This is a genomic window from Dysgonomonas sp., from assembly GCF_035323175.1.
Taxonomy (GTDB): domain Bacteria; phylum Bacteroidota; class Bacteroidia; order Bacteroidales; family Dysgonomonadaceae; genus Dysgonomonas.
On the sequence record NZ_DAOKYH010000001.1, the window covers coordinates 607220 to 624172 of the forward strand.

Consider the following 16953-nt stretch of genomic DNA (forward strand, 5'->3'; position numbering starts at 1 on the left):
GTTTCTATTTCTCAAACCTCTCTTTTATGTCTTCATATTTTTTTTCTCCTACATAACGCTCACGAGGAACAAAATGCGTGGAGAATATACTCTTCGAGTCTTCATAATCAACATAATTTATTCCTGCCAGATCGGATACAGAATAAATAAAGTCTGCTGACGAATAAACTCTGTTTTTGTCAAAGACAAGATCTTTCCTGAATTTTCTGTATGACGGCGATAGCCATACAAGAAAAGGGACTTCGCTCATCGTTGGTGATACTTTTTCATAAGCATGACCTGCAAAATCTCTGTAATCGTACATTTCCTCTCCGTGGTCGGATAAGTAGATCATGGCTGCATCCTGATGCTGTAATTTTTTTAGAGAACCGATAATGCTGTTTACTATATAGTCGTTGTAGAGAACAGAGTTGTCGTAAGCATCTATTGCTTTTTTTGCTTTTTCGTCTCTGTATGGAGCATCTTTCACCAAGCCATCTTTTTGGTTGTTGAAGAAGATGTATTCTTTGGGATATCTGAATTCATAGGCCATGTGATTCCCTATGAGATGTATGATAATCAATTTATCTTTCTTGTCATTCTTCTCCAGTATTTTATTCAGTATGGGAAGGACAATATCATCGTGTTGTCTGTAAGATGCAAGATTGTATCTTTTCTTCGCAAGCGATAGCAGTATGTCGTAGCTTGCCCGCATTTCGTCATTAAATCTCTGATTGCTTATGAGGTATGTTTCGTATCCCGCACGGTTGAATAATTCGTACATAGATGGTTTCTCGGTGAAGTATTCCGAATGATCTACTTCGTTCATCGATAATAAAGAACGAACCACCGGAATTGTATGCACATGTGGAGCTACTACATCATTATATACAACAAGGCTGTCTCCGTATTGTGACAACAAGGGATTTGTATTTCTTGGATAGCCGTAGAGAGACATGTGATGTTTGTTCAGTGATTCGCCAATCACCAGTACCATTATCTGAGGAATGGAATCTTTATGGTTGGTCTTTACGTCATAGTCTAAGCTTTGGCGAGCCTGTATTTCTTTTACCTCATGGGTTGTACGGATCTTGTAGCTGATAAATGTTCTGTAGAAATTGATAAAATATACAGACCGTGATACCCTGCCTATGCCTACAATGGCTATTATTGTTATTATACTCAATATAAACAGTGTTTTATATTCTTTTATTTTGAGCTTTCTGAACGATCGCATTTTACAAATCATCACGATAGGTATCGCAGCATATACTACAACTCCGGCTATAACCCACATACTCAGGTAATGGGCTATAAATTCTTTACTCTCTTCGGGATTGGTTTCGAATAGACTGGTCACACTGTTTTGTTCAAGCATAACGTGTGCAAACAGTAAGTAGGCCAGATAGATTGATCCCGGAATAATTGAGACAGCCAACATGATGGAGTATATGATCTTTTCAGATCTGGAACTGATAAATAGCGATAAGATCCAGATGGCAGCAAAGAATAAACCACAGACCAAGAAAACAGCAACTTTGTCTAAAAAAGTAAAATTTTGAGCTAAAGGGCACAGTATAGGCAGTAGGAGTAGGATATAAAATAAGAAAAAGAATTGCATTTTCTTTTTCTTTAATATGCTGTATATTTCGTTCATTGGTTACATCACAAGTGTTAATAATTTATCGTCAGTAAATCTGCCTTAGTTTAAATAATACGGATTTAGAGTCGACAAATATAGTATTTTATTCTTACTTTTGATATTGTTTAATATCACTCAAAACATAATTTTGCAGTATGAGTAAACGAACCACCAGAAAATCGAAGAATAAAATTTCACGAAACAATTATCTATTAACCAAACCCGTATATCTTGGTGATAAGGATATTCCGATGTCTATTGAACTCGTTCAATATGATACAACACGTTTGGAGGTTCGGAATATTCAATTGCAAGAATCTATTAAGGATAAGATAGATACAACGAAGGTAAATTGGATAAAGATAATAGGGATATCTGATGCTAATACTGTATACAGAATTTGTAAAGAGATTGGACTACACGGTTTTGATATTAAGGACCTTCTGGGAAACAGACAAGTTGTAAAGGCCGTTGGATATGAAAATATCTCATTTGTTCTGATGTCTCTCTTTTATCAGGTGAAAGATACTACAGATATTGACGATATGCAGATTGGATTTATTCTTGGAAAGAACTTTGTTGTCAGTTTTCAGGAGGCAGCAATCCCTGTTTTTGATGATGTAAAAAGAAATATAGAAGAGAATAATGTTGTAGTGCGTCAGAAAGGAGCTGATTTCCTTCTATACATTTTGATGAGCGCCGTGAATCAGGCGAATGTGAATACCGTAATGGATATTGAAGACAGGCTGGCTGATGTAGAAGATCATTTGATAGAAGGCAAAGGGTCTATCGATATTCTGCGTTTGATGCACGAATGCCGGGTCGATTATATGCATATAAAGCGTACTATCACTTCTCTGCGCGAAGAATTTGTCAATCTCTTGCATAACAACAATAAGTTGATAGAAGAAGAAAATATTGTTTATTATAATGATTTTGATGATCGTATGCGTTCTATCTTGGGCAACTTGGCTTCTTTCCATGAGTCGCTGACTTCCCTTCTGGACTTGTATTATAATAACAATAACCTTAAAATGAATGATATTATAAAACGATTGACGATAGTGTCTACCATATTTATTCCAATGACATTTATGGTAGGTGTCTGGGGTATGAATTTCAAGTTGATGCCCGAAATGGATTGGAAATATGGTTATCTCGGAGCTTGGATAACTCTTATATTGATTGCGGTTCTTTCTTACCTTTGGATAAGAAGACAGAAATGGTTTTAAGAAAAATAAAGGAAATTAAGTATGAAAAAGAGTATTGTTAAGTTGTTCTTTATTGCGTTTCTAATGTGCTTTTCGGTACAGTCATTGCTCTCTGCACAGCTACAAGTCGTAAAACCAACAGAGGATATAAAATCATTGTTTGATAAAGGACTTTATCAAGAGGTGGTAGAACAATATGCCGCTCAGCCACGTAGCCTTTCGGCCGATAACCTTGCTTATGTAGCAGAGGCTTATTTTTACTTGGACGATCTGATCAATGCGTCGCGATATATAGATTTATCCGTGCAGAAAAATGCAAAATGTGCCCGGGCTTATTATGTGAAAGGATTAGTTCAGAATGCAAATGGCAGTGCAGATGATGCAAAAGCTAGCTTTGAAAGGGCCATCGCTATTTCTCCTGATTTTGCAGATGCATACGTCGGATTAGGTGATGTATTTGTTGCAAAAGAAGATACAGATAAAGCTTTGGAAAACTATAAGAAGGCTACATCATTTAATCCTCCGTCTGAGAAAGCGTTCTACATGATAGGAGTAATATATGCAAGCCGAGACGATCTGTCTGATGCATTGAATGTATTTTATACAGCCAAAGACAAAATTAAGAAGGATGAGGAATTGTTGGTTACAGTTCTTTATAATATAGCACGGATAGAATATGATTTTGGTAGATATACAAAAGCTGCAGAAGCCTATGAGGAATTAGTCGGCTATCTTCCTGACGATTATTATTCGTATGAAAAGCTGGTTCAGTGTTATGTTAAGCTTGGGGAGTACAACAAGGCGGCTGCATCTAAGACTAAGCTATATAATGCATATAAAGAAGGCCAGTTGGCTTCGACTACCATCTCTGATAATTTTTGTATAGATCAGTTTAAAGTTGGTTCTTTTGATGTATATGCATATGAGCGTTATGAAGAGAGCTCATCTCAGCCTTTCGTTAAAAATATATTCTATGTGATGAATGACTCGGGAGAAGTGGACTCTTCTATTTTCGTTGAATATACACCATCTCTTGATAATCAGTCTGGAGGAGAATACAAAGTTTCTAAAATAAAAGGAGTAACACGTTATATTTACGGACGTACTTTTCCCAAGGGCGTGGAATATACCTCTCTACGTTCATATATAGAGGATGTCATCTCTGGGAAAGAAGTTCCTGTAAGTTCTAACTAATTGCTTTTTCCAGAGCTTGCCAAAGGGTCTCTTTTGGAAGAGGGGCAGTAACCTCAATCCGTTCTTTTGAAACAGGGTGTAGGAAAGATACTTTACGTGCGTGAAGGCTGATACCTCCATCAGGATTGGACCTGTCGAAGCCGTATTTCAGATCACCTTTTATGGGACATCCCATTTTAGACAGTTGTACACGTATCTGGTGGTGGCGGCCTGTTTCAAGGTCAACTTCAAGTAAATTATATCTGTCGGATCGTGCTATCAACTTATAGTGCAGTATGGCTAGCTTCGAATTTGGCTTTTCCACATCGTAAGCATACGATTTGTTCTGTTTTTCATTTCTAATCAGATAGTTACTGAGCGTTCCTTCAGCTTCTTTCGGCATGTTTTTTACTATTGCCCAGTAGGTTTTATCTATCTGTTTGTTTTTGAACATTTCATTCAAACGGCTAAGGGCTTTGCTTGTCTTCGCAAAGATAACAATGCCGCTTACCGGCCTGTCGAGACGGTGTGTTACCCCGCAAAATACATTTCCGGGTTTGTTGTATTTCTCCTTTAGATATTCTTTTACAATTTCTGAAAGTGGCTTATCTCCGGTTTTGTCTCCTTGTACAATCTCAGATACTGTTTTATTGATGATGATGATATGGTTGTCCTCGTATAATACAGTCATTTTTCTCGATGCCTTTGTTATATTTCGATCTAAATAAAGAAAGGGCAAAGGTAAGAACTTTTCATCGTTTTTGTATCTATTGTTATCTTTATCCCGTGCTGCTCTATTATGGTTCACTTAATTGGATTCTTCTCTCGTTGCTTTACGATTGGTTTATAAAGACTATTATTCTATAAATTTTCTATAATTATACATTCGATCTTGTCTGATTTGGTATAAAAATATATCTTTGTTGAATGATTGTTCAATTATGGTGTCAGAAGAATTAATATTAGAAAGAACATTTGAGCTGTTGCTCTTGAAAGGCTTTGATGCTGTGTCAATATCTGATATACAGCAAGCGACTGGTCTGTCCAGAGGTCTTCTGTATCATTATTACAAGAATAAAGAGGATCTGTTTATACAGGTTACTGAAAAGTATTTTATAAGAATATTTGATTTTGAAGTTCGACGCACGGCAAATTACACAGTTTTCGAATTTGTTGATTTTATGTGCAAGCGTTTTAAGAACATCGCTAGAATAGTATCTGATATTGTTGGAGGTGCATCTAAGAATACAAATGTGTCGATGCTCAACTATCATTTTCTTTTCTATCAAGTGATGCAACGTGATGCCATATTTAGAAATAAATATCAGGCTACAATCGAAAAAGAAAAAATCGGGTGGGAGAGTGCTCTGAGAAATAGTGTATCGAAGAAAGAGATAAAGCAGGATACAGATATTGAAGTTTCAGCGATGCAATTGTTCACCCTGACTGATGGTATTTGGTTTCAAAGTATTTTCAGTACAGATGGCAATTCGATCGTTCAGAATCTGGAAAAGGCTTTATTGCATTATCTTTTTTTATTAAAGTAGTATTATTTTTTTTTAATATATTGAACGTTTGTTCAGTGAGTGTATAGTATTATGGGATGGATTTATTTATTATTAGCCAGTTTGTTTGAGGTTGGGTTTACATTTTGCATATCAAAAGCAAAAGAAGCAATTGCTCCTCATTCATACTACTGGTATATTGGTTTTGGTATTTGTCTTGCTTTGGGTATGTATTTGTTGATAAAAGCCGTTCAAACAATACCAATGGGTACAGCTTACGCTATATTTACAGGCATTGGTGCAGTTGGTACTGTATTGTTAGGAATCTTGGTGTTTAAAGAGCCTTCTAGCTTTTGGCGGTTATTCTTTATTTTTACGCTTGTCTGTTCAATTATTGGATTGAAAGTAGTATCGAATTAAGACCGATATTTTTGTTTTGAAGTAAAGTGAATCAGCTTTCGTGCCTGAATACGATTTGATATGAAAAATATCACCTGTTTTTTTTTTATGTTTTTCAGCCGACTTTATTTAGTCTATAGATTCTGATAATGAGGCTGAAAAGCTCAATAATAAGGCTGGTTGCAGCTTGCAGGGCTCTATGAATTGTGAAAATATTATCAAATTAGTTCGTATAATTTTTGGAGAATATAAATTATGTACTATCTTTGCACACGCAAAACGGTTAAGGTGCCATAGCTCAGTTGGTAGAGCAAAGGACTGAAAATCCTTGTGTCCCCGGTTCGATTCCTGGTGGCACCACGTTAAAAAGACAGTTACAATTATGTAGCTGTCTTTTTTTATTGTCAAAAAAGTGTTTTTTTAAGGGTGTAAGTTAAACCAACAATAGGATGACAGACGACAGAAAGTGCCGTATGTTTATTCTCAGATATTTTTTTAGTCCAAGGATATGAATTTCTGGATTATTAGAGTTAAGCTACGAGTAATTTGTTGTAAAAATAAAATAATAGTTTTCCTCAGATAAAATAGATTAGTATTTTTACATATTACTCTATTAATAATTTGGACTATGAGGAAAGTTATTATTATGTTTTTACTGTGCTCATCCTTTAACTATTCATATTCTCAGTTTAATATATTGGAAGAAGCATACAAAAAAAAGTCAGAAAAGAAGCTTGAAGATTTCTTTGATCATTGGCGAAAAGATATTTTGCCAATTTCAGATAAAGAATATCAAGCCTTATTGACTACAGAGAAAGCTGTATATGATGTGTTTTATGCTTTTTATAATCCAATAGACTTGCAAAGAATTGGAAGTTCTGAGTGGGGAGATACTATATATCAGAACACAAAATATATAATCATTCAGCATAATCTTCAGTATATAGTTCAAAATAAAGTATTTTATACTGAAGACGAGAAAATAATAATTTACAAAAAGCTATTGAAAAAGGAAGGACAAGATGGTATTGACAGTTTAAATCTACAAAAGATACCTGCTTTTGCAGAAGAAAGATTAATGAAAGAATTATTAGAGAAAGATATCATAAGCACTGATACTATTACTAATTTTAGACCGAATATTTCTTTTAGAGGTAAAGAAGTTGTATATCTAAGTCCTTCATACAATATAGAATTAACAACGTTTTTAGGTACTCGTATTAAGAAGAATAAAGAAGCTCTTAATTATTTATATTATTTGTCGGACAAAGAGGTAGCTAAAAGACAATGTTTTCTTGAAAAAAAGATAAAAATATGGAGAGGACACTGGGGAGCATATTGGCAGCTTTTGACATACCCACAAGTGTATACTATAGTCTTTGATAAAGAAATGAACTATGCTAAATTATTCTTTAGACTTGTTTATCAAGGAGGTGAGGCTTATCTGAAAAAAGAGAATGGTAAATGGAATCTAATATCTTCTAAATTAACATGGATAGAATAATAATAGCGATAGATACTTTCTATTGTATAAAAATATAGATAATATTGAAAACCTATAAATATAGAAAATAATATAATTAATTAATGACTACTTTCCTATATCAAAATATACCTTGACCTCTTTTTTATTTAATCTTTTCATTAGCCAATTCTTTATCTTTTCCTGTTCATTTTTCGAAAGGGTGTTCTTCGATGTAATCATAAACATACCTGTTTTTTCGCGAGATAAAGTATCGTTTTGTTGATAGACATATGCATCAGAGTATGAACAACTCTGTATCTGGGGATATAGAGGAGCCAATTCAGATAATAATTGCTTCCCTATGAAATATTGGCTCTGTACACTATCTATTTTCTGTCTATAACCTGTGACTTCCAAATTAAGAAGGGCTATTTGTTGTCTTAACCTTTCTTCTTCCGATTGTGCTTTCAAGCGATCTTTAGCCATGTCATTGTCTATAGCAAGTCCTTGCTCAATTGTTATTTTAGCATCAATTAAAGAGAATAAATTAGCCTGATCAATAATCGCTTTTTTATCATCTTCCGTCAATGATGATCCGCCATATACTAAATTAATTTCTTTTTTATTGGCACTAATCTCATTGTTGAGCAGGTAATTTCCTTTATATATTCCAACGTAACGTGTATATTTTTCTGCATTTGCCCTGAACTTCTCATTCTGAGACATGCGATAGCCTAAATAGATACTAGGTAATATGATTATGATTAGAATAATAGATAATGCTTGATTGATACGCTTCTTTTTAGTTTCACTTATATTGATATCTCTGATTGGAAATTTCAGCATTTGAGAAATCAAAACCGAAGCATAAGCAATACAGACTGTATTGATGGTAAATAAATAAAACGCGCCGTAGAAGAAAGAGAACTGAAAAGTTGCCAAACCATATCCTGCTGTGCACAGAGGAGGCATCAAGGCTGTTGCAATAGCTACGCCGGGTATGACATTTCCTTTTTGCTTACTGCTGATTGCGATTATACCTGCAAATCCACCAAATAGAGCAATCAATACGTCGTAAATAGTCGGGCTGGTACGAGCTAGCAATTCGGAGTGGGCTGTATGAACAGGTGTAATCGTAAAATATATAGTTGAGGCTATTATACTCGCTAATACTGCAAATCCAAAGTTTTTTAAAGACTGGCGAAGCAGGCCAAAGTCGTGAATAGCGATACTATAGCCCATTCCGTTAATCGGCCCCATCAATGGAGAAATAAGCATGGCACCTATTATTACTGCCGTTGAATTGGTGTTAAGCCCCACTGATGCTATAATAATAGCACAAACTAATATCCAGATGTTGGTTCCCTTAAAAGAAATTCCTTGTGTTATGGAATTGTGTATTTCTTCAAAATCTTCTGTCTGCTTTTGTAAGCTGACATAGGTAAGTATCTTTCTAATTGAATTGTACATAATGCATATTATTAGATTTTACTTCTTGTCACCCTATTTTATTTTTACCGAAAAGATACTTCTTTTTTGATTAATTATATATTTTTTTACCCTAATTTTTTATTCCGGCTTTCTATTCTTTATTTATTACAAAGAATTAAATATTAGTCCCGATGACATTTTTCTTTTGAGAGAAATTGCCATCGGGACAATAGAACTTTAAGATCGAGGATATTATAAATCTATTTCTTTTTTATCATTTAAGACATGCTTTCCATAACGATATTGGTACAATCCCACTTCTATTTTTGTTTTGTCAGATTTCACAGGTGCAATAACTATAAAGTTCATCTTTTTCGCATCTTGGTCAATCACTTCGTTTTTGTCTCGGGTCTTTTGGTCTTCCCATGTTCCCGAATTTGCATATATACAAGGTTGCTTGTCGAGATTAATATAGGATTTTATCATCGGGATATGAGTGTGTCCAAAGATGACAATACGAACGTTAGATAGAGCATTCCTAAAATACTGTACATCTGCCTGATTGTCGATGAATTCTGTTCTCAGGCTACCTACTATTGCTTCGTTGATATCTGTCATAACAATAGCATTGTTGTATTTTAATCGACGATTCCAATTGCTTTGTGTAAACAAGTTATTGTATAACTTCATTTGGATACTTCCATCAGTTGTGCTGTTATATGGCAGAATGTCGTTTATCGAATAAGTCTTTGTGTAGTTCCCTACATTTGTTGTGATAATAGGGTCACTGAAATTGTCCTTCACATAAATAAGCCCTTCCATTACTTCTTTCCACAGGTTATAATAAATGAATTTACTTTCTTGTTCGGCATTACCTGGGTTATTTTGTACTACTTCAGGAACTTTGGTTGCTGCTTCCGGAGTAGTGGGATCGGTAAACGAGTTGGCTGCAATACGAGCAAAGAAATAACCCGGAGGTAAAGTTGCACCCGGAGCTTCACTCTCATTTGCATTTGGAGTTATCGCGTTAAAGAAATCGTACCGATGGCTGTGTTCTATCGCTATCTGAGGATAACCTTCGGGATGATAAGTCCCTATTCCATATTTAGCTCCTGCATCGCGAGCTTGGTTCACTCCCGGCATTGCAATATCGATATTTTCTGCCGTGAATCCCATGTCGTGATTACCCGGAATATAGGTGAGTTTTATCTTACCATCTTTAATTATTCCGTTCAAAATATCAAAAACATTCTTATTTGCTGCTACAGACTTTCTTATAAAGTCGGCCTGCGAACCACCACCATAAGGATTTACACGTGTAGGAATATACCATTCGTCCAGTATATCGCCATTAAGAACAAGTTCTTTGATAGTCGTTGACGACCTTACTTCAGTTAAGAATTCTTCTAAACGTTTGAGGTGTTTCACATTTTCTGAGTAAGACAAATCATTTCCTAGATGCAAGTCGCTAATAACGACAATCTTGTTTCGTCCGTTGATATTCCCGTTGCTGATACTGTCAAATGGATTTGAGGTAATCTCTTCGTCAGTATTATTGCATGAAACCAAACTAAAGGGAAAGGTTACTGCAATAAGTAAAAGTAAATAATAAATTTTTTTCATCGTATAATAAATATTAGTGATAATTTTTTTAAGCAGTTTAATTCATTCGGGTGTTTTCTAATATCGATTCTCTCTAATTTACGTATTGCTGGTATACCGAATATATGCTATTGACACGGAGTAGCAATACACAATTGGATATGCAAATCTATGCAATATCAAAACTTGCGATGTTTCATATTTACAAAACTGCTGTCTTATATTTACAAATTTTATAGTTTAGTTTTGCTGATTTGCAATATTAAAATTCCTTAATGAGCTCTGTATTTAGATAATATTAAATCTATATTCCCTACAGGAAGCTATTTTGTGAAAATTACAGTTGAAGATATTCCCGATAACATATTTTGTGTTTTTAACGAAATTTCTCTTTCAATATCCTATAATTATTAGTTTTGTTGGCATGAAAAGTTAAAATTAAAACTTACTTTTGCAGAAGAAAGGTCCAAAAAGTATTTTGAAGACGAGACTATTTAAATTACCAGACCTGTAATATTTCAAATTTGCTTACATTATTAAGATCTCTTTTTTACAATTAGAGTAAAAAGAAGATCTGGCTCAAAAGTGAAAAACAAGTTAAATGAATGCGACTTCATTCATATCCTTATCTTATTACATTTAATTATTACCCATAATGCAATATCTATATATAGCTACAGTCTTTGCTGGTGCGCTTGTATGTTTGCTTGCCTCGCTATTGTTAGTTCTTCGCCGTAAGACCGGAGAACGTTCTCGTGTAATTCTTGCGGTCATAGTCTTTTTCTCTGTTTTTAATTATATTCCACGTTTTATTGCGCTTTGCAACGGGGTAGTTCCCGATTTTGTGGTTTCTGCAAAATTATTGTTGGTGGCAAACTTTATGGTTGTATCTTACATTATGTATCCTATAGAGGTTATTGCTCCCGGCTGTTTAAATTTTTGGCGGATAATAAAGCTATATTCTCTTTGGCTGTTTTTGCTGGGTGTTTATCTTGTTACCTCCCGCACAGGTATGCACTATACTCCATATAATACGCTTCTGGAGATGTTGCCCGATGCTCATCGGTTTGAGGTATGGTTTCGCCTTTTACTTGCGTTGTTGATATTTCTCCCCGGGTTGTTTGTCTTTTTTGTTCATCGTACAAGACGCTACAATAACACCGATTATATTTGGTTGAAGAAATACTCGATTACACTTTTTATAAATATTCTGGCATATGTTCTCATCTTGATATTTAATCACCCTATACTGAATATTTCGTACTATTATATTAGTGTCGGGTGTAGTCTCTATATTGTTTACATGGAGCTATTTGATCGTCTGATCGGAAAATCAGTTCTTGAGAAAAATGCTGAAGAAAAAGATGTACAGTCTGAAGAAGCTACAGTAGAAGATGTGCAGTCATCCTCATGTCCTGAGCAAAAAAATACGATCTTGATTGATAGATTAGATGCATATATGAAGAAAAAATATGCATGGCGAGATCCTTATTTGTCTCTCAATATGTTAGCCTCAGAACTTTTTACTAACCGTACAACTCTGGCGCAAGTTATGCGCGAAAATGGCTACGAAAGCTATACACACTATATTAATAAGCTGCGCATTGAGGATTTCTTGCAACAAATAGAATCAGGACAATATGTTAATTATCAAGAAGCTTTCTTTTTTGTCGGATTTCGTTCGCGTAGCACCGCTTTACGTAATTTCAGACAACTAACAGGAATGATTCCTTCCGAGTATTTTCAAAAGAAAAATATTCAGATAAACGAAGGTAATGTGATTCATCATTACTGATCTATAGGCGTTAAAAATATAAGGAAGTGTTATTCATTTAATTGAAAGCACTTCCTTATATTTTTCTTATAATAAATTTATTCTATTACTTTATTACAAGCTCTCAAGCATTCTTTTTATAACGGTTTGTGCTGATATCTCACGGTTTGCCGCCTCTTGAATAACAATAGACTGAGGGCTTTCTATAACATCGTCACTTACAATCATATTACGGCGTACAGGTAGGCAATGCATAAAATAAGCATTGTTAGTAAGTGCCATTTTCTCACTGGTTACTGTCCACGACATATCTTTGCTTAGTATCTTTCCATAATTCGGATCGGTATACGCAGCCCAGTTTTTAGCATACACAAAGTCTGCTCCGGCCAGCGCCTTATCCTGATCGTATTCGACTTTAGCACCACGCACAAATTTAGAGTCCAACTCATAGCCTTCAGGGTGAGTGATAACAAAATCAACATCCGCCTCATTCATAAAATCGGCGAAAGAGTTAGGTACTGCCTGTGGCAATGCTTTCGGGTGTGGAGCCCATGTTAAAACGACCTTCGGACGAGCTGTTTTCTTATATTCTTCGATTGTAATTAGGTCGGCAAATGCTTGTAGTGGATGACCTGTAGCAGCTTCCATACTAAAGACAGGTTTTCCCGAATATTTTATAAACTGATTGAGAATCTTTTCTTGATAATCATCTTCTTTATTCTCGAACTGCGCAAAAGCACGCACACCAATGATATCACAATAGCTTCCCATAACAGGAATTGCCTCTAATATATGTTCAGACTTATCACCATCCATAATCACTCCTCGTTCTGTTTCCAGCTTCCACGCTCCTTGGTTGATGTCAAGTACCATCGTGTTCATACCCAGATTCATTCCGGCTTTTTGTGTGCTGAGGCGGGTGCGTAAGCTTGAGTTGAAGAACACCATTAGCAAGGTCTTGTTTTCTCCAAGCTTCTTATAAGCAAAACGATTTTTCTTTATTTCCAGAGCTTCCTTTATTGCAGCATTTAGGTCGCCCAAGTCTTTTACATTGGTATAAGTTTTCATTATGTTGTTTGTTATTGTATTCAAATTAAAGGTACAAAGTTAAATCTTATTCTTTGGATATATCTCTTTTTTCTCTTTTTCTGTCGTATACCTTTTTGCTCTTATGTACATTTGTTGTACGTCGCCACCCCGGCGATTGAGATAATTCATCTTTCCGGTCTGCTTTTTTTACAGCTTTTATATAGTCCTTTATAGATATTTTACCTGCTGTTTTCTTCTTTTTCTTCATGACAAGAATTTAACTGTTATAGAAATATTTTTATCCGCTTGTTTATGTATATGATAAAAACGGATAAAATAATTGATAAAAATAAAATAATTCCGAAACGGATAATTGTATAAGGCATGCTTATACCCCATAGCTTAATAATGACAAAGTAATGAATAAAATATATGGCAGAGCCTAATGAACCTAAATAAGTAAGATATGTATTAGGCATTCTATAGCTCGAATGCTTAAATACAAATATTATTATAGCAGGACAACAAACAATGAGCGACAGGTAGGTATCTCGTACAAAGCACATCTCTTTGGCATATGAAGATTCAATACATAATGTGATAAGGCTTAATGCAATGAGAGCCGCCAAGGTGATACTGCTGGATTTTAGTATTAAGTTATGTTTATAAATGTAATATCCTAAAAAAATAAAAGGGAAACCTACAAAAAAGCCATTTCTTACGATGTGTATATTCCCCTCTCTCAATGGTTCGCAGAAGACACCAATTGAGAAAATGAGAATCGCCAAGACTAGAAGAACAGTATCATTCTTTATAAATTTCTTTGCGATATATAGCAAGAGAGTGCCATAGACCAGAGCGATTACATACCATAAATGTAAGATGCCTAAAGTGATATATTCAAAGAAGAGCGAGACTGTAATGGGTGGCTTATCTATATTCAATAATATATAAAAAGCCGACCATACAGCATATATTATCAGTAGATGTCGGATATACTTTTTTAAGGCTTTCGGATTATCAATTTTTTTTGCAAGGTAATATCCGTTTATAATAAAGAAACAAGGTACTGCAATCCGCGCGATACCTTGCGATATTAGCCAGTTGAGCAAAGGGTATGTAGCTGATAATGGGCCTATGTGTATTGTTATTACCAATATACTTAGAAATACCTTGAAATAATCGAGTGTAACGTTTCTTTCCATTATCGGTACTAAATCAAAGCCTAATCTCTCTTACGACCTGGTTTGTCCATTACCATCTATCAGCCATTTATAGGTGCATAGCTCCTCTAATGCCATAGGTCCACGTGCATGCATCTTTTGAGTGCTGATACCTATTTCGGCTCCCAATCCAAATTGCGCTCCATCGGTAAATGCCGTAGATGCATTGGAATAGACACAAGCTGCATCTACCATTTTTTCAAAAAGCTTGATCGCTTCAGCATCCTCACTGATGATAGCTTCACTGTGTTTCGAGCTATATTTGGATATATGGTTGATTGCTTCTTCTATATCTGTTACTGTTTTGATAGACATCTTATAATCGAGAAACTCTGTGCCGAAACTTTTTTCGTCAGCCTTCTTTAATTGGTCGTACGAGTAGTATGAGAACAGTGCTTCGTATGCATGTTTATCGGCATAGATAATAACGTCTTTCTTGTCAAGGTCTTCGCACAGATAGTGTAAGTCATCGAGTCTTTCTCTATCTATAACAAGGCAATCGAGGGAATTGCAGACACTCACTTTTCTGATTTTAGCATTGGTAATAATATCCTTCCCTTTCTTGATATCCCCATCTTTATGGAAATATGTATGACAAACACCTGCACCTGTTTCTATCACAGGAATTCGAGAATTCTCACGAACATAGTTTATCAGCTCTTGCCCACCACGAGGTATAATAAGGTCTACATAGTTGCGGGCATTCATTAATGCTTCAGTTGCAGTCCTGTCGTTAGGCAATAGTGTACAGACATTCGGATTGATTCCATTTGCGTCCAATACGTTTCTTATCAAATCAATTATGGCTTCATTCGAAAAACGAGCGTCAGAGCCGCCTTTTAGTATGCAGGCATTTCCAGATTTGAGACAAAGCGAGAATACGTCGAAACTGACATTCGGACGTGCCTCGTATATGATACCTATCACTCCGAAAGGCACAGTCACCTTTGATAGGTTCAGTCCGTTGGGCAGTGTTTTCTGCATTAGTGCTTTTCCTACAGGGGAGGGGAGTGATGCTACATTGCGGATATCTTTCACAATATCCATTATCCGTTGCTCATTGAGCAGCAAGCGGTCGTATTTTGGATTACTTGTATCCATTCTTTGCAAATCCTTCTGATTCTCTGCAAGAATGTAATACATTTTCGATTCGGTCTCTTTTGCAATAGCTTCCAGTATTGCGTTTATTTCTTTTTCTTCCAATAAGTTAAGGCTTTTACTAGCCTCTGCAACTAACTGGAACGTATTCTGGTGATAATCGTCCATTTTTATTTTTCAATATATAAATAGTCGTAATGAATTATTGCTTTTTTATTATTTTTCCCTATTACTTCTTTGGCTTTTTCGCTGCTATATGCAGTTTTTCCAATGCCAATCAATTTTCCTTTTTCATCCATGATGCGCACTACATCGTCAGCTTCGAAGTTACCAATAATTTTGGTTACACCAACAGGAAGTAAGCTGACAGCCTTGTCTCCCAAGAGTACCTCTTTAGCATTTTGGTTGACGTATATTTCTCCTTTGGTAAATCCTTCGGAGTGAGCAATCCATTTTTTTATACTTGTTGTTTTCTTTGTAGAGGGAATAAAGTGCGTGGAAATCACATCTTTCCCTTTTATAAGATCTACAAGTATATTGTCCCTACGCCCGTTGGCTATTATTACTTCAATGCCTTCTTCTGCAGCTTTGCGTGCAATATTATACTTGGTAGTCATCCCGCCACGTCCGGTAGATGACTTCGAAGATTGTATACAGTCTTCTATATTGTCTTTTGTAATATCTATCTTCTTAAATATCTCCGATTTAGGGTCGGACGGATTGCCATTATATATACCGTCGATATTGCTCAGTATAATTAGTTTTTCGCAGCCCATCATTGTAGCTACCAGCCCCGACATCTCATCATTGTCTGTAAACATAAGTCCGGTAACAGAAATGGCATCGTTCTCGTTGACTATCGGTATGACTTTATTTTCCAACATCACAGACATGCAATTTCGTTGATTAAGATAATGTCGTCTGGTTGAAAAATCTTCTTTCGTAGCCAATATCTGTCCACAGGTAATATTCTGTTGATGAAACAAATCTGAGTAACGGTTTATCAACCTTACCTGTCCGATGGATGAATATAGCTGACGGGCAGAAATCGTGTCTAACTTAGACTTGACTTTAATCTCCGATTTACCTGATGCTACAGCACCCGATGATACAAGAATAACCTCGACACCACTTTTGTGCAGCTCTGCAATCTGGTCTACCAGTGCAGACATACGCGTGACATCTAATGTCCCGTCTTTTCGGGTTAATATCTGGCTTCCTATTTTTACAGTAATACGCTCTTTCATTAGAAGAATATCAAAAAAACAAAGTTAAAATTTTATTTCAGGTAAAATGATAGATAAAATAGAAAATAGGCGTTAAATTGCTTGCTATCTTTTCTTTTTGTGCTTGTAGTGTCTTAAAATGATTTTGAATGTTTTGCTAAGTTGTTTATATATAGGTGGTTATTTGTAAAAGGTG

The 16953-nt window shown here is 35.4% G+C and carries 15 protein-coding genes and 1 tRNA gene; 7 read left to right on the forward strand and 9 right to left on the reverse strand.

Annotated features, from left to right (window positions below):
- Window positions 1-4 precede the first annotated feature (4 nt).
- A complete protein-coding gene (locus tag PKC55_RS02560) occupies window positions 5-1636 on the reverse strand; it encodes a sulfatase-like hydrolase/transferase (protein ID WP_291130653.1) in 1632 nt (543 codons plus the stop codon).
- 140 nt (window positions 1637-1776) lie between these two features.
- Here PKC55_RS02560 and corA point away from each other — a divergent pair, with 140 nt between their 5' ends.
- Together corA and PKC55_RS02570 are read left to right on the forward strand one after the other, a co-directional pair.
- Complete coding sequence (gene corA / locus PKC55_RS02565) at window positions 1777-2853, forward strand: magnesium/cobalt transporter CorA (protein WP_291130651.1); 1077 nt, start codon at window positions 1777-1779, stop codon at window positions 2851-2853.
- A 21-nt stretch (window positions 2854-2874) separates the two neighbouring features.
- Window positions 2875-4026 (forward strand): tetratricopeptide repeat protein, encoded by a 1152-nt coding sequence (locus tag PKC55_RS02570; RefSeq protein ID WP_291130650.1) that lies wholly within the window; start codon window positions 2875-2877, stop codon window positions 4024-4026.
- Here PKC55_RS02570 and PKC55_RS02575 read toward each other — a convergent pair.
- Entirely contained in the window at window positions 4019-4696 is a 678-nt protein-coding gene (locus PKC55_RS02575; RefSeq protein ID WP_291130647.1) for an RluA family pseudouridine synthase, read from the reverse strand. The two genes, PKC55_RS02570 and PKC55_RS02575, sit on opposite strands and share 8 nt — an antisense overlap.
- A gap of 250 nt (window positions 4697-4946) precedes the next feature.
- Here PKC55_RS02575 and PKC55_RS02580 point away from each other — a divergent pair, with 250 nt between their 5' ends.
- The 4 genes from PKC55_RS02580 to PKC55_RS02595 all read left to right on the forward strand — a co-directional run bounded on the left by PKC55_RS02580 (window position 4947) and on the right by PKC55_RS02595 (window position 7413).
- Complete coding sequence (locus PKC55_RS02580) at window positions 4947-5552, forward strand: TetR/AcrR family transcriptional regulator (RefSeq protein ID WP_324371718.1); 606 nt, start codon at window positions 4947-4949, stop codon at window positions 5550-5552.
- 51 nt (window positions 5553-5603) lie between these two features.
- Window positions 5604-5930, forward strand: coding sequence for a DMT family transporter (locus PKC55_RS02585; RefSeq protein WP_135105136.1), 327 nt, complete (start codon window positions 5604-5606; stop codon window positions 5928-5930).
- 266 nt (window positions 5931-6196) lie between these two features.
- Window positions 6197-6269 (forward strand) — tRNA-Phe (locus PKC55_RS02590).
- A gap of 337 nt (window positions 6270-6606) precedes the next feature.
- Complete coding sequence (locus PKC55_RS02595) at window positions 6607-7413, forward strand: hypothetical protein (RefSeq protein WP_291124400.1); 807 nt, start codon at window positions 6607-6609, stop codon at window positions 7411-7413.
- An 87-nt stretch (window positions 7414-7500) separates the two neighbouring features.
- Here PKC55_RS02595 and PKC55_RS02600 read toward each other — a convergent pair whose 3' ends face one another.
- Window positions 7501-8844, reverse strand: a complete 1344-nt coding sequence (locus PKC55_RS02600) for a TIGR00341 family protein (RefSeq protein ID WP_291124398.1) — start codon at window positions 8842-8844, stop codon at window positions 7501-7503.
- Window positions 8845-9057: 213 nt separating this feature from the next.
- A complete protein-coding gene (locus tag PKC55_RS02605) occupies window positions 9058-10428 on the reverse strand; it encodes a metallophosphoesterase (protein ID WP_291124396.1) in 1371 nt (456 codons plus the stop codon).
- 634 nt (window positions 10429-11062) lie between these two features.
- Between PKC55_RS02605 and PKC55_RS02610 the strand changes: the two genes are divergently transcribed.
- Window positions 11063-12202, forward strand: a complete 1140-nt coding sequence (locus tag PKC55_RS02610) for a helix-turn-helix domain-containing protein (protein ID WP_283687207.1) — start codon at window positions 11063-11065, stop codon at window positions 12200-12202.
- Between the two features lie 93 nt (window positions 12203-12295).
- Here the strand turns inward: PKC55_RS02610 and PKC55_RS02615 are convergent, their stop codons facing one another.
- From PKC55_RS02615 to proB, 5 genes are read right to left on the reverse strand one after another with little or no spacing between them, the layout of a single operon-like run.
- On the reverse strand, window positions 12296-13249 hold the full coding sequence (locus PKC55_RS02615) for an N-acetylornithine carbamoyltransferase (RefSeq protein ID WP_291124392.1): 954 nt from the start codon (window positions 13247-13249) through the stop codon (window positions 12296-12298).
- Window positions 13250-13295: 46 nt separating this feature from the next.
- A complete protein-coding gene (locus PKC55_RS02620; RefSeq protein ID WP_291124389.1) occupies window positions 13296-13478 on the reverse strand; it encodes a hypothetical protein in 183 nt (60 codons plus the stop codon).
- A gap of 16 nt (window positions 13479-13494) precedes the next feature.
- Window positions 13495-14415 (reverse strand): acyltransferase, encoded by a 921-nt coding sequence (locus PKC55_RS02625; protein ID WP_324371725.1) that lies wholly within the window; start codon window positions 14413-14415, stop codon window positions 13495-13497.
- 30 nt (window positions 14416-14445) lie between these two features.
- Window positions 14446-15699, reverse strand: coding sequence for a glutamate-5-semialdehyde dehydrogenase (locus PKC55_RS02630; RefSeq protein WP_291124383.1), 1254 nt, complete (start codon window positions 15697-15699; stop codon window positions 14446-14448).
- Between the two features lie 2 nt (window positions 15700-15701).
- Window positions 15702-16778 carry a glutamate 5-kinase gene (gene proB / locus PKC55_RS02635; protein ID WP_135105155.1) on the reverse strand — a complete coding sequence of 359 codons (1077 nt, stop codon included), beginning with the start codon at window positions 16776-16778 and terminating at the stop codon, window positions 15702-15704.
- Between the last annotated feature and the right edge of the window lie 175 nt (window positions 16779-16953).